The sequence below is a fragment of the uncultured Cetobacterium sp. genome (assembly GCF_947038635.1).
Classification (GTDB): Bacteria; Fusobacteriota; Fusobacteriia; order Fusobacteriales; family Fusobacteriaceae; genus Cetobacterium_A.
Map to the genome: position 1 here is coordinate 1 of NZ_CAMQXC010000050.1, position 14,002 is coordinate 14,002.

Annotated in this window: 14 protein-coding genes; 10 read left to right on the top strand and 4 right to left on the bottom strand. The window is 28.4% G+C overall.

From position 1 onward, the window contains the following. Positions 1 to 417: 417 nt before the first annotated feature. Together Q0V08_RS06300 and Q0V08_RS06305 are read right to left on the bottom strand one after the other, a co-directional pair. A complete protein-coding gene (locus Q0V08_RS06300) occupies positions 418 to 861 on the bottom strand; it encodes a GNAT family N-acetyltransferase (protein ID WP_297433097.1) in 444 nt (147 codons plus the stop codon). 1 nt (position 862) lies between these two features. After that, on the bottom strand, positions 863 to 1,315 hold the full coding sequence (locus tag Q0V08_RS06305; protein WP_185891564.1) for a MarR family transcriptional regulator: 453 nt from the start codon (positions 1,313 to 1,315) through the stop codon (positions 863 to 865). Positions 1,316 to 1,493: 178 nt separating this feature from the next. Between Q0V08_RS06305 and Q0V08_RS06310 the strand changes: the two genes are divergently transcribed. From Q0V08_RS06310 to Q0V08_RS06350, 9 genes are all read left to right on the top strand, one after another. Next, a complete protein-coding gene (locus tag Q0V08_RS06310; protein ID WP_297433099.1) occupies positions 1,494 to 1,982 on the top strand; it encodes a hypothetical protein in 489 nt (162 codons plus the stop codon). 86 nt (positions 1,983 to 2,068) lie between these two features. After that, positions 2,069 to 3,130, top strand: a complete 1,062-nt coding sequence (locus tag Q0V08_RS06315) for a chromate transporter (protein ID WP_297433101.1) — start codon at positions 2,069 to 2,071, stop codon at positions 3,128 to 3,130. After that, positions 3,130 to 3,453 (top strand): PadR family transcriptional regulator, encoded by a 324-nt coding sequence (locus Q0V08_RS06320; protein ID WP_297433103.1) that lies wholly within the window; start codon positions 3,130 to 3,132, stop codon positions 3,451 to 3,453. The genes Q0V08_RS06315 and Q0V08_RS06320 overlap by 1 nt, the downstream gene beginning before the upstream one ends. A 275-nt stretch (positions 3,454 to 3,728) precedes the next feature. Beyond that, positions 3,729 to 5,384 (top strand): dihydroxy-acid dehydratase, encoded by a 1,656-nt coding sequence (ilvD, locus tag Q0V08_RS06325; RefSeq protein ID WP_297433105.1) that lies wholly within the window; start codon positions 3,729 to 3,731, stop codon positions 5,382 to 5,384. A gap of 9 nt (positions 5,385 to 5,393) precedes the next feature. Next, a complete protein-coding gene (ilvB, locus tag Q0V08_RS06330) occupies positions 5,394 to 7,058 on the top strand; it encodes a biosynthetic-type acetolactate synthase large subunit (RefSeq protein WP_297433107.1) in 1,665 nt (554 codons plus the stop codon). 3 nt (positions 7,059 to 7,061) lie between these two features. Beyond that, positions 7,062 to 7,544, top strand: a complete 483-nt coding sequence (gene ilvN, locus Q0V08_RS06335) for an acetolactate synthase small subunit (RefSeq protein ID WP_297433109.1) — start codon at positions 7,062 to 7,064, stop codon at positions 7,542 to 7,544. Between the two features lie 29 nt (positions 7,545 to 7,573). Beyond that, positions 7,574 to 8,521 (top strand): ketol-acid reductoisomerase, encoded by a 948-nt coding sequence (gene ilvC, locus Q0V08_RS06340; RefSeq protein WP_297433111.1) that lies wholly within the window; start codon positions 7,574 to 7,576, stop codon positions 8,519 to 8,521. Positions 8,522 to 8,689: 168 nt separating this feature from the next. Continuing rightward, positions 8,690 to 8,851, top strand: coding sequence for a hypothetical protein (locus tag Q0V08_RS06345; RefSeq protein WP_297433113.1), 162 nt, complete (start codon positions 8,690 to 8,692; stop codon positions 8,849 to 8,851). A 26-nt stretch (positions 8,852 to 8,877) separates the two neighbouring features. Continuing rightward, complete coding sequence (locus Q0V08_RS06350) at positions 8,878 to 10,512, top strand: BCCT family transporter (RefSeq protein WP_297433115.1); 1,635 nt, start codon at positions 8,878 to 8,880, stop codon at positions 10,510 to 10,512. 54 nt (positions 10,513 to 10,566) lie between these two features. On the opposite strand, the gene Q0V08_RS06355 is transcribed toward Q0V08_RS06350, so the two are convergent. Together Q0V08_RS06355 and Q0V08_RS06360 are read right to left on the bottom strand one after the other, a co-directional pair. Further along, positions 10,567 to 11,274: a glycerophosphodiester phosphodiesterase gene (locus Q0V08_RS06355; RefSeq protein WP_297433117.1), complete on the bottom strand. Its 708-nt coding sequence runs from the start codon at positions 11,272 to 11,274 to the stop codon at positions 10,567 to 10,569. Positions 11,275 to 11,358: 84 nt separating this feature from the next. Further along, complete coding sequence (locus tag Q0V08_RS06360) at positions 11,359 to 13,308, bottom strand: molybdopterin-dependent oxidoreductase (RefSeq protein ID WP_297433118.1); 1,950 nt, start codon at positions 13,306 to 13,308, stop codon at positions 11,359 to 11,361. Positions 13,309 to 13,397: 89 nt separating this feature from the next. On the opposite strand from Q0V08_RS06360, the gene Q0V08_RS06365 reads away from it, so the two are divergent. Further along, the coding region (locus tag Q0V08_RS06365; protein ID WP_297433120.1) for an MATE family efflux transporter at positions 13,398 to 14,002 on the top strand (605 nt) is incomplete at its 3' end.

The window sequence follows — 14,002 nt, forward strand, 5'->3', positions numbered from 1 at the left end:
TTATGAAGGGAAAAGAAAAGCAGCTCACGTTATTTTGTGAGCTGCTATTTTTTACGAAAATTTCAAAAAATCATAAGAAAATTGGTAATTTAATTTCTTCTGAATTCTTCTTTATTAGGAGTATTGATTTTAGAAAAACACTCTATCTAACTAAAAGAAACTTTATATTTAAAAGACACTTCATTGATACGATTGTTAATTAATTCCACTATTAAAGAGTGGCAAACAAGACTTTTAAAATGTTTTGAAGAAAGAATTTTGAGTTAAGTATATGAACTTATAAAATTATAATTTTATTAAGTTAGACTAAAACATATAGAATTTTATATTTTTTTAGGGGTAGGCTTAAAAACCATCCCTAAAAAAATAAAATATAACTCTTAATTTTTTAGATTACACGTAAAATTCTAAGAAGATTTAAACAATATTTAATGTCATATCTAAATGAGGAATACCATCTTCATCATAAACTTCAGAAACTGGTTTAAATCCAAATTCGCTGTAAAAATCTTTTAAATATTCTTGAGCACCAATAGTGATTTTATTTGTATTGAAATTTCTTAAAACACAATTGATTCCTTCTGTGACAATAGCTTTAGCATACCCCATACCTCTAGCATCCTTTGCTACTAAAACTCTACCTAAAGAAGCATTTTCATATGAAATACCTGGAGGAAGTACTCTAAGGTAAGCTGTAATTTCATTATTTTCCTTTATTATAACATGAAAAGATGTCTTATCTTTTCCATCAATATCATTATAAATACAATTTTGTTCTACAACAAAAACTTCAGATCTTAATTTTAAAATTTCATAAAGTTCCTCAAGTGTTAGTTCTTCAAATTTTTTACATAAAATCATTTTAGTACCTCCTAATAAATCCCTTTTTTATATTTTCCCACTCTTTTTCTATATTGACCCTCATTTTGTAAAGAGCTTTAAGTGTAGTTTCAATTTCATCTGGAGTAAGATTTTCAGTCATAATCTGGGTACTATACTCTTCCTCTCTTTGAAGAAAGGGATAAAGTTTTTCCCCTTTTTCAGTACAGTATAGTTTTAACTCTTTTTTATTATTTTCATCCTTCTCTTTTTTTATTAATCCATCTTCTACTAATTTTTTAATAGATTTAGCAGCAGTAGACCGGTCTACTTTTAGCATAGAAGCGACCTTATCTTGAATTATTCCTGGATTTTCATAAATCCTTACAAGATATAGATATTGACCTTTTGAAAGATTAATATCTTTAAACTCAATATCACTAATAGTTGCACAACACCTACTAATCATTCCAATCTCTCTAAGTATTTCTTTCATAAACCCACCTTTAAAAATATATTAAAATAAGTATACAGTAAAATTGTGGAAAATTCAACAAAAATAAAAAAATCATGTTATTTTTTGAGGTATTCATGTATAAAAAAACTAAATAAAGGTATTTTGTAGTAGGATATAATGTAAAAAAATAATTTAATCATTTAAAAGGAGAAAATAGATGAAAAAGATAAATGGAGTTTTATTAATATTTTTTATTTTAACAGGATGTGCCGCAACATCATATGAAGGGCAGCAAACAAGAGGTAATGGGTTAGATATGAATCTAGTAGCAAATACAATATTAGCTACAGCATTATATAATGGTTCAAATAATAGCTCTTTTAACCATGATTTTGAACGTAACTTTAATAATAATTTTGGAAGTTCAAGTAGCAATAATTTTGGGCATATGAATAGTGGATTTAGCAATGAGATATATGGAAAAAATAAAACAGTTACAGAGACACATAAAACAGGAACTTCAACTTCTAATACTGTTGGAACTAGTAAAACTGAGACATATACACAACCATATGGTTCTAATGGAACAATGACAACTACCATGAGAAATTCTAATACAACTACTCATTCAAACTCAGTTGAAAGAACAACAACAAAAAGCAAATCTGTAGGTTCAAGTGTTAGATATAACCCGTTTGGATTTTAATTTGACAAAATTTCAACTCCAGTATATTATCTAAATATGATATCTAAAAACGATATCAAAAAAAGATAAAGAATGAGGAGTTAACTATGTTAGATTTATTCAAAATATTTTTTAAATTGGGATGTACAGCCTTTGGTGGTCCAATAGCTCATATTGCTATGGTAGAAAGAGAGGTAGTAGAGAAAAGAAAAATGATATCTAGAGAGGATTTTTTAGATTTCATAGGAAGTGTAAACTTAATACCTGGACCAAATTCAACTCAAATTGTGATGTTAGCAGGATTACGTTATAAAGGTTTTTTAGGTATGTTAGTAGCAGGGTTATCTTTTATATTTCCAGCTGCTTTTATAACATTATTACTAGCAATTACATATAATTATTCCAAAGACATAGTTTTTATAAAACCTATTTTTGAATATATTAAATTTGGAGTATTTCCAATAATTGTATTTTCATTAATAAATATGTATAATAAAGTTAAAAATAATAATGAGCAAGTTTTAATTTTAGTTGTTTCATGCATTTTAAATTTTTTTTTAGAACGAGAGATTTTTATTATTTTTTTAATGGGAATTGTATTTACAATTTATACAATGCATTTAGATAAAAAAAGACTAAATGTAATTGTTTTACCTCTTTGGGGTATAATTTTTGAGAAGTTCTTTAAAATAGGGGCAACTTTATTTGGTGGAGGGTATATGCTTATTGCGTATATATCTGATCTATTTGTTCAAAGCGGGATATTGACAGAAACACAACTTTTAGATGCAATAGCCTTTGGACAATTTACTCCTGGCCCCATATTGACAACAGCAACTTTTATAGGTTATGAAATAGGTGGGATAGCTGGCTCAATAGGAGCAACTATTGGTATATTTTTACCATCATTTATTTTTATCTATTTTTTAGGAGGTATTGTTAAAAAAATTAGAAATAATATTATTGCATCCAAATTTTTAAGTTTTGTAAATGCTTCAAGTTTAGGAGTTATGATTTCTGTCATATTACTTATGGGAAAAGATTTATTAAAGGATTTAAAGGGCATTCCTTTACTTATAATTAATTTATTATTAATTAAATTTAAAATAGATAGCTATTATTTGATTATTATATCATTAATTTATGGCTATTTAGTATGGAGGATATAGTGGAAAAGAAAGTACAGCAAAAATATTTAAGAAAAATATTTCTAGGATTTATAAATATACATATACTAAGACATGCTAATAAAAAACCATTTTTTGGATCTTGGTTAATGGAACATTTAGAAAAACATGGATACAAAGTTAGCCCAGGAATGGTTTATCCAATGTTACATAAAATGGAAGAAGAGGGCGTTTTAAAAACTGAAAAAATAAAAGAGGATGATGGTAAAATTAGAATATATTATGGCATAACAGAAACAGGAAAAAAGATCTTAGAAGAAGCTGAAAAGCAAGTTATAGAGCTAAGTAAAAATTTAAAAAAATAAAAAAATGTTGACATTTAAAAAAAATTAATATAGAATCTATGAAAATTAGAAAAAGGAGGAAGCACTCATGAACAAATTCAAAAACTTATTTACTATAATTATAATAATATGCTTTTGGGTTTGGATTTGACGAGTTGTTTCTCTGAAAATATTCAAGCCTTATTTTGTTTAAAAAATAAAGGCTTGAGCAATAGTTAGAAGTTTTAAGAGCTTAAGTCTACGGATTTAAGCTCTTTTTTTATATATTTTTGCTTGAAAGTTAAAGGAGGGTAACAATGAGAAGCGATATTGTAACAAAGGGATTAACAAAAGCACCACACAGATCACTATTTTATTCAATGGGGTTAACTGATAAAGAGATAGAACTTCCTAAAATAGGGATTGTAAATTCATATAATGAGTTAGTTCCAGGACATATTCATTTAAAAGAACTTGTAGAAGAGGTAAAAGCGGGAGTTTATATGAGTGGAGGAGTTCCAATGGAGTTTAATACTATAGCTATTTGTGATGGAATAGCTATGGGACATGAGGGGATGAATAACTCTCTTCCAACAAGGGAGATTATAGCAGATTCTATTGAAGCAACAGCTTATGCCATGCCCTTTGATGCCTTAGTTTTTATGCCTAGTTGCGATAAAGTTGTTCCAGGGATGTTAATGGCAGCTATGAGATTAAATCTTCCATCTATTTTTGTAAGTGGTGGTCCTATGTTAGCTGGTAAGTTTCAAGGTAAAAAAATAGGTATATCAGACCTTTTTGAATATGTTGGAAAAGTTCAAAATAAAGAGATGACGTTAGAAGAGTTAAATGAAGCTGAACATGAGGTTTGTAAAACGTGCGGGTCATGTTCAGGAATGTATACTGCAAACACAATGAACTGTTTAACTGAAGCTTTAGGAATAGCACTTCCTGGAAATGGAACAATTCCTAGTGTGTATTCAGAAAGAAAAAGGTTAGCTAAAGAGACTGGAATGCAAATAATGGAGTTATTAAAAAGAGATGTTAAAGCAAGAGATATTTTGACAAAGGAGAGCTTATATAACTCAGTTGTAGTAGATATGGCCTTAGGAGGCTCAACAAATACTACACTACATATTCCAGCAATAGCTTATGAGGGAGAAGTGAAATTAGATTTAAATGTTTTTGATGAAATATCTAAAAAAACAAAACAAATTGTAAAACTATCTCCTGCGAGCTCAATTTTTATAGAAGATTTTAATGAAGCTGGAGGAGTTAGTGCTGTACTCAATGTATTGAAAAAAAATGATCTTTTAAAATCCAATTTAACAGTATCACTAAAAAATATTTTAGAGGTAGCACAGAGTGGTAGAGTTTTAGATAAAGATATAATTAGAGATTTTCAAAATCCATATTTTAATAGTGGAGGTATTTCCATATTAAAGGGAAATCTAGCACCAAAAGGTGCTGTTGTAAAATCAGGTGCTGTTCATCCAACAATGTTGATTCATAAGGGAAAAGCTAAAGTGTATAACTGTGAGGAAAAGGCAAGTGAGGCTATATTAGCTGGAGATATTGAAAAAGGTGATGTAATTGTCATTAGATATGAGGGACCTAAAGGTGGCCCAGGAATGAGAGAGATGCTATCTCCAACAGGTGCTCTATCTGGAATGGGATTAGATATGTACTGTGCCTTAATAACTGATGGTAGATTTTCAGGTGGTTCTAGAGGAGCTGCTATAGGTCATATATCACCAGAAGCATTAGATGGTGGTCTTATAGCATATGTTAAAGATGGAGATTATATTGATATTGATATACCTAATAAAAAATTAGAGCTAGTAGTATCCCAAGAGGAAATAGAAAAAAGGAAAAAAAATATCCCTATATTGAAAAAAGATATTAAAAATAGAATGCTACAAAAATATATGAAATTAGTTTCAGATGCATCAGAGGGAGCAGTTATGAAATAGGAGGAGAGTATGAAGAAAATAACAGGAGCTAAAATAGTTTTAGAAACATTAAAATATTTAGGAGTTAAAGATATATTTGGATATCCAGGTGGAGCAGTAATTCCTATATATGATGCACTATATAATTTTAAAGGAATAAATCATTATATGACAAGACATGAACAAGGGGCAGTTCATAGTGCAGATGGTTATGCAAGAACTAAAAAAGTTCCTGGAGTTTGTTTAGCAACATCTGGACCTGGAGCAACTAATTTAGTTACAGGAATTATGACTGCTCATATGGATTCGATACCTTTACTTATCATAACAGGACAAGTAAGTACATCTTTTTTAGGAAAAGATTCTTTTCAAGAGAGTGATATTATTGGAATCACTTCTCCAATTACTAAAAATAACTATTTAGTGAGAGATATATGTGAGCTTCCAAAAATATTGAAAGAAGCTTATACACTATCAAAACATGGGAGACCAGGACCAGTTTTAGTAGATATTCCTAAAAATATTCAAGAGTTAACAATTGATTACTCTTTATTTGAAAGATTTTTAAAAGAGGATATCCAAGAGATGAGAAAATTTAAATCTACATATACAAATAAAGAGATAGAGGAGTTTGAAGATTATCTTAATAGCTCAAAAAAACCAGTTCTAGTAGTGGGGGGAGGAGTGTTAAATGCTAGATGTGTAGAAGAGGTAAGAGAGTTTATTAATAAAACTAAAATTCCTGTTGTATCAACCCTTATGGGATTGGGAGTATTTAATAAAAATGATAAAGGGTATTTAGGAATGATAGGAATGCATGGACTAATAGAAGCTAATAGAGCTGTTGATGAAAGTGATCTATTAATATGTGTTGGAATGAGATTTGATGATAGGATAGTAGGAGATAAAAGTAGGTTCTCACCAAACTCTAAAAAAATCCATATAGAGATAGATAGAGCGGAAGTAAATAAAAATATTGTTGTGGATCTACCAATTATAGGAGATGCAAAAGATATTTTAAATAGAATTTTAAACTTAGATTTAAAAATAGAGTTTGAAATGTGGCGAGACAGCTTTAAAACTTTAGAAGTTTTCAAAGATGAAGAATTAAATCAAATATCTACATTAAGTATGTTAAATGAAATTTTAGATGAAAATTATATTGTAGTAACAGATGTTGGACAACACCAGATGTTTACAGCACAACATTTAGATATAAAAAAACCATTTCAGTTTTGTACATCAGGTGGAGCAGGAACAATGGGATATGGATTACCAGCAGCAATTGGAGCACAGATAGCTAATCCAAATAAAAAAGTGTTAGCTATACTAGGAGATGGAGGATTTCAAATGAATCAACAGGAGCTGATTTTACTAGCACAATATAAATTACCTGTAAAAATTTTGATTTTCAATAATGGTGCCTTAGGAATGGTAAAACAGTGGCAGGAGCTATTTAACAATAAAAGGTATTCAAGTGTAATTTTAGATGTTAATCCAGATTTTGTAAAACTAGGAAATGCTCATTTTATAGATGGGGATAAAATAGATAATATTGATAATCTTAAAAAATTAAAAGAGATTTTAGAAAATGATAAACCCTATTTAGTTGATATTCAAATGTCTTATAAACACAATGTATATCCAATAATACCAGCTGGAAAATCCTATGAATATACAATTGGAGGTGAATAGTTTATGGATGCTAAAAGAATACTATTAGTTATGAAAAATAAGCCTGGAGTTTTAAATAAAATATCTGGACTATTTCAAAAAAGAGGGATAAATATAGAAAATATAACAGCAGGAGAGGGATATCCAGAGGATACTGTAAGAATGACAATAACAGGTTTTTGGGATGAATATACATTAAATCAAGTTATTGTCCAAGCTGAAAAACTTTTTGATGTTGAGTTTATTAAAGCTTTTTTAAAGGAGAGTGTTTTTAGAGAGTTAGTTTTAATAAAAATAAAAGTTAATTCTAAAAGTAGACAAGAGTTACTTCAAATATTAGATATATATAGAGGATCAGTTGTAGATGTAGGACTTGAAAGTTTAATTGTTGAGATAACAGGAGATATAGGGAAAATAGATGGTTTCTTAAAATTAATTAAAAATTTTGATGTTTTAGAGATTGCAAGAACAGGAGTTTCAGCAATGAGTAGAGGATTAGAAGTTTAAAATAAAAATAGAGACGAGGAGGAGTTATTATGAGTTTATTAGGAAAAAAGGTTGTTGTATTTGGGTATGGTTCACAGGGGCATGCACATGCTTTAAATTTAAAAGATTGTGGTTATGATGTAAGTGTAGCTTTAAGAGAGGACAGTCAAAGTTGGGATAAAGCTAAAAAGGATGGGTTTGAAGTTTTAAATTTAAAGGATGGAGCAAAAGTTGCAGATGTAGCTATGCTTTTAGTACCTGATGAAAATCAGTCAGAACTATACAAAAACTATTTAAAGGATACCTTAAAAAATGGAGCATTTTTAGGGTTTGCTCACGGTTTTAATATTCACTATTCACAAATTACTCCAAGAAAAGATTTAAATGTATTTATGGTAGCTCCAAAATCTCCAGGACATAAAGTGAGAGATAAGTTTTTAGAAAAAGAGGGTGTACCAGCATTAATCTCTGTTTATCAAGATCCCTCTAAAGAGACTTTACAATTAGCTAAAGATTGGGCTAAGGGTGTTTGTTTAAATTTAGGGGTTCTAGAAACTACTTTTAAAGAGGAAACAGAGACAGATTTATTTGGTGAGCAAGCTGTTTTATGTGGAGGTTTAGTAGAGTTAATGAAAGCTGGATATGAAACACTTTTAAATGCAGGATATGATGAGAAATTAGCATATTTTGAATGCGTTCATGAGATGAAACTAATTGTGGATTTAATCTATTCAAAGGGGTTTGCTGCAATGAGAGAATCAATCTCTAATACTGCTGAATATGGTGATTATACAATTGGTAAAAAAATTATTACAAAAGAGAGTAGAGAAAATATGAAGGATGTTTTAGAAGATATTAGGAATGGAAGATTCGCTAAAGACTTTATTTTAGAAGGACAATCTGGATACCCAATTTTAAAAACTATGAGAAATAGATGTAAAGAGGAGAAAATTGAAGTTGTTGGAAATGAGTTAAGAGAGATGATGTTTAAAAAATAAATAAAAAATTAGAGATCACAGAGTAAATATCTGTGATTTTTATTTTATTTATATATAAAAACCTATAATCAATATTTAAGAAAAAATAAAAAATAACAATAAAAAGGATTCTATAATAATATCTTGAATATATGTACAAATAAACTAATATTAAGGAGGTAGATAATTATGAAAATTTTTAACTTTACAAATTTAAATTATATAGATAAAAAAAATATTAGTCGAAGAAAAATATATTTTAATAGAAATAAACTAACAAATTCTTTTCAAGATTATATTATCTACTTAATATTCTTACTATCAACTATATTTTGTCTTTTTTATGGCTAGAACTAACTGTTTAAAGGAGGAATAACATGGAGAACTATGATAATGGAAGCTACAGTAATAAAATTGATGAAAAAACAAAAATTTTAGAAAAGATTATACCTAAAGAAAATATCATATTTTATACGACATTTTTAATTATTTTTGTCATTTTATCAATAATCGCCTGGGATAAAATTACCTTTGAAAAAGTAACAACAGATCTTCTTAACTCTATAATTACAAATTTTGGATTCTTATATTTAATTATTGTTCTTATAATAGCTTTAGTTTGTTTATTTCTATGTTGCAGCAGCTATGGAAATATTAAACTTGGAAAAGATAACTCTAAACCTGAGTATTCAAATCTTTCATGGTTTTCTATGTTGTTCTCTGCAGGAATGGGAGTTGGATTAGTATTCTTTGGAGTAGCTGAACCTATGACTCACTATGTTTATCCAGTGGGTGGGATGGAAGGTGGAACTAAAGAAGCAATAGATTTTGCTTTTAAAACATCATTTTTCCATTGGGGTATTCATCCATGGGCAATCTATAGTTTTTTAGCTTTAGCAATGGCATATTTTCAATTTAGAAAAGGGGAAAAAGGACTTATAAGTTCCCTTTTTTCACCAATTTTAAAAGGAAAATCATATGAAAAAAAAGTAAAAAATGTAATAGATATAATTGCAATATTAGCTACAATAACTGGTGTTGCAACAACTTTAGGTTTAGGAGCTCTACAAATAAACAGTGGATTAAATTATCTATTTAATATACCAAATAGTATATTAAGTCAAATAGTTATAATTGGAACTGTAACTATCATATTTATAGCATCAGCTTTAGGATCGTTAGATAAGGGAATAAAAACTCTTTCTAATATAAATGTTTTAATCTCTGTTGTGCTACTACTAATGGTTATTATGTTAGGACCAACAATATCGATATTTAATGTTTTTTCTGAAAATTTAGGAAATTATCTAAATAACTTTTTAAAAATTAGTTTAAAAACAAATAGTTTTGGTGATAATAAATGGATGTCAGCATGGACAATATTTTACTGGTCAAATTGGGTGGCATGGACTCCTTTTGTAGGAACGTTTATTGCTAGAATATCAAAAGGAAGAACTATAAGAGAGTTTGTAATTGGAGTAGTTATAATTCCATCAGTAGTTTCCTTTATATGGTTTTCAGCTTTTGGAACTTTAGGTGTAACTCTTGGAAAAGAGTTTGCAACAGTTGCAGTTGAAAATACAGAAACAGCTCTATTTTTAGTTTTTGGTCAATATAGATTTGGAGCTTTAATGAGTGGAATAGCAATACTACTACTAGGTTCGTTTTTTATAACTTCAGCTGATTCAGCTACATATGTTTTAGGAATGATGAGTTCAGATGGTGATTTAAATCCTCCAAGTTATAAAAAATTAATATGGGGAGTTACGCAATCACTTCTAGCAATAGCACTAATATTTGCTGGAGGATTAGATATGCTTAAAACAGCTTCTATTATAATCGCCTTTCCTTTATTAATTTTATTTCCAATTATGATTTTTACAATGTTTTACTCTTTAAAACGAGATATGTATATTAAAAAACAGCTTGCTTTAAGAAATGAACTTCGAAAAATGTCTTTAGAAGAGATTAGTGATCTTTCTGATGCTATAAAAAGTATAAAAAATAAATAAGCTTTATAAAAAAAAGAGGTTTGAAATAAAATTCAATCCTCTTTTTATATTTAGTTACTCTTTTATCTCTTTTGGAAAATTAGTTATTACTCTAGTTACACCCATACTCTTTAATATTTTAGCATCTTTAGGTGAATTAACAGTCCAAACATTTATATCAATATTTTTAGATTTAAGATAGTTAATATCCTCTTGATTAAAAAAACTTTTACTAGGATGATAAGCATCAATATTAAATCCTAAATTTTCAATATATTTATCTAAGTTAACAAGAGCACTTTCTAAAAGAATTCCAACTTTAATAGAGCTATCTAAATCTTTTAAATTTTTTAAAAGATTATGACTAAAAGATGAGACAATAATATTTTTATTAGGGTATTTTTTTATAATCTCTAAAACTTTATTCTCTGTTTCTCTTTCAACAGAATACTCCTCTTTTAATTCGATATTAATAAGTTTATTATCTGGAATAATATCTAAAGTTTCCTCTAATGTAGGAATCTGTTCCCCTTTAAATTTTTCATCAAACCAATTTCCAGCATCTAATTTTTTTAACTCTTCCAATGTATAATCTCTTAAATGCCCTTGACCATTACTAGTTCTTTCTAAAGTCCAATCATGAAATACAACTATTTTCCCATCTTTTGTTTGTTGAACATCAAACTCAAAACCATCACATCCGTCAACTAAAGCTTTTTTAAAAGCGGCAATAGTATTTTCAGGTGCTGTTCCTGATGCTCCTCTATGTGCTAATATTTCCATATCTCCTCCTAGAATAATAACTTCGTATAAATTCAAGGTCATTATATTTTTTTTATATTAAATTGTCAAATTACTTTACAAGTTTTAAACAATACTTTTGCAAATTTTAACAAATGTATCATAGTATGCAACTTGTCCACCAATATCAGACGAAAGACTCTCTGTTAAGAAGTTTGGATTTCCCTGCTTTCTACTCCATTGCATAAAGATATATGCTTCATCTTTTTTAAGATTATTATCAATTTTTACTTTAGATGTTATACTTCCATTTTTAGATGAAACAATAACTATATCCCCCTCCTGAAGATTTTTCATATTTTCCTTAGATATATAGATTTTAGATATATCATTAATATCTCCTATGTGTTGATTAAATAGTGAGTCTTTACAATGTGGTGTCACAAGTCTAATCGGATATTCATCACATCCCTTTGTTGCTTTCATAAAAATAGGCATCGGTTCAAATCCATCTGCTAAAGCTGTTTCACTGTAAATCTCAATTTTACCTGATGGTGTTTTAAACTGTTTATCTTCCCAAGCTATATATCCCTTTTCTATATTTAAATCCTCTTTTTTCAAACTTTCAACAGTTGTATTTAAAGGTGCTAAAACTTTATTTAAATACTCTGTTTTTGAAACTTGAGGATACTCTTTTAAATCTAAAACTTTTGCAAGCTCTTTAAAAAATTCAAACTCCTCCATTCTATAATCTAAGGGTTCAACAACTTTTTCATTATACATTAAAGATGGCATAAGCATAGATGAATATATAATATCCTCACTTTCAAGTGTATTAGTTACTGGAATTATAAGATCACTATTTTTTGCAGTGTCAGTTAAAAACATATCAAAACACACCTTAAAAGGTATAGACTTATAAGCCTTTAAAGTTTCATTTAAGTTTGGAAGTTGATTTAAGGGATTAGCTTTACTAATAAAGATAGCTTGAATTTTATTTTCTTTAACAAACTCACTAAACTTTGTAATTGGAAACTCTCGAGAATTCTTAGCAAAGTTTGAACTACCATATGGATCTCTATCTAAAACTTGAGGATATATCTTACTAGAATAAAAAACACCAGCTCCACTTTTTCCCACATTTCCTGTTATACTCATTAAAGCATCAATGGCTCTAACACTATTTCCTCCATTAACATATCTTTGTAATCCATATCCTATAAAAGTCATAATATTTCCAAGAGATATATAATCTAAAAGTTTTATCGCATCATCTTCAGTAACTCCGCAATCAAATAGAAGTTCATCTAAAGTTATAGTCTCAAGATATTCTTTAAACATTTCAAAGCCAACTATATTATTTTTAGAAAAATTGTAATCAACTAGGTTGTGTTCAAAAGCCATTTTACAAAGTGCTAAAGCTAAAGCTCCATCACTTCCACCTTTTACATTAATATGTAAATCGCTTATAACAGAAGTTTCATTATTTCTAAAATCAATTGTTATAATTTTAACACCTAGTTTTTTTATTTCAATTAACTTTTTATATAGATGAACTGATGTTATCGCTGGATTTCTAGACCAAAGAACTATAACTTTAGCATTTTTCATATCATCTAAATCACTTGTTTTTCTTCCACCAAAATCATAATCGTGAGCAGCACACCCTGCAGACCAACAAGTTCCACCACTAGCTGTTGAAATACCTCCTAAAAAATTAAAAAATATATCATGGATTCCTTTTAAAAGTCCTCCAGCACCAGACTCACTATAATGAATAATTGAGTTTGTAAAGTTACTATTTTTTATATCACTCAATCTATTTTTTAAAATATCTAGAGTTTCTTCAAAAGAGATCTCTTTAAATCCCTCTCCTACTTTTAAAAGTGGTTTTAAAATTCTATTTTCATCATAAAGACGATTTAAATGTTTAAGACCCTTAGAACATAAAAAACCATCAGTTAAACTATGCTCCTTATTTCCCATAAGTTTTATTACTTTTCCATTTTCTTTATATACATCAATTTTACATACATCAAAACAATCTAGAGAACAACTATTTTTAAATATTTCCATTAAAAATCCTCCTAAAAAATAAATAAATTATATCATATTTTTAAAAAAAATGTTATGATGAGGGATATGAAAAAATTAAGGAGGAACACATGAAACAACAGGAATTAACTCTACATAATGGAGACATAAAAAAATTACTTATAAAATATTCTATTCCTGCAATAATTAGTATGCTTGTAAGTGCCCTATACAACGTAGTTGATAGAATTTTTATAGGAAATATGGATGAGATTGGAGCTTTGGCTATTACTGGAGTTGGAATAACAATGCCAATAGTAACAATTGTATTAGCTTTTTCAATGTTAATAGGGATAGGAGCCACTGCAAATATTTCTATTAAATTGGGAGAACAAAAAAGAGATAGTGCTGAAAAAATAATGGGAAATATTATAACTCTGTCAATAATATTGGGACTAGCAATAACAGTTTTAGGAACAATATATAGAGATCCTATTTTAAAAGCTTTTGGAGCAAGTGAAAGTACTTTAAAATATGCAAGAGAATATATAACAATTATTCTATATGGTACAGTTTTTAATATTATGGGATATGCATTGAATAGTACAATTAGAGCTGATGGAAATCCTAAAATATGTTCAGCAATAATGGTATTTAGTTGTTTTGTTAATATAGTTTTAGATCCTATATTTATATTCACATTTGGTTTAGGAATAGAAGGAGCTGCTTATGCAAC

Bases quoted from the DNA above. Each gene is read 5' to 3' on its own strand.
- Q0V08_RS06310 (WP_297433099.1), top strand. From the start codon at position 1,494: ATGAAAAAGATAAATGGAGTTTTATTAATATTTTTTATTTTAACAGGA.
- Q0V08_RS06355 (WP_297433117.1), bottom strand. From the start codon at position 11,274: ATGGAAATATTAGCACATAGAGGAGCATCAGGAACAGCACCTGAAAAT.
- ilvC (WP_297433111.1), top strand. From the start codon at position 7,574: ATGAGTTTATTAGGAAAAAAGGTTGTTGTATTTGGGTATGGTTCACAG.
- Q0V08_RS06315 (WP_297433101.1), top strand. From the start codon at position 2,069: ATGTTAGATTTATTCAAAATATTTTTTAAATTGGGATGTACAGCCTTT.
- ilvN (WP_297433109.1), top strand. From the start codon at position 7,062: ATGGATGCTAAAAGAATACTATTAGTTATGAAAAATAAGCCTGGAGTT.
- ilvD (WP_297433105.1), top strand. From the start codon at position 3,729: ATGAGAAGCGATATTGTAACAAAGGGATTAACAAAAGCACCACACAGA.
- ilvB (WP_297433107.1), top strand. From the start codon at position 5,394: ATGAAGAAAATAACAGGAGCTAAAATAGTTTTAGAAACATTAAAATAT.
- Q0V08_RS06360 (WP_297433118.1), bottom strand. From the start codon at position 13,308: ATGGAAATATTTAAAAATAGTTGTTCTCTAGATTGTTTTGATGTATGT.
- Q0V08_RS06305 (WP_185891564.1), bottom strand. From the start codon at position 1,315: ATGAAAGAAATACTTAGAGAGATTGGAATGATTAGTAGGTGTTGTGCA.
- Q0V08_RS06345 (WP_297433113.1), top strand. From the start codon at position 8,690: ATGAAAATTTTTAACTTTACAAATTTAAATTATATAGATAAAAAAAAT.
- Q0V08_RS06300 (WP_297433097.1), bottom strand. From the start codon at position 861: ATGATTTTATGTAAAAAATTTGAAGAACTAACACTTGAGGAACTTTAT.
- Q0V08_RS06350 (WP_297433115.1), top strand. From the start codon at position 8,878: ATGGAGAACTATGATAATGGAAGCTACAGTAATAAAATTGATGAAAAA.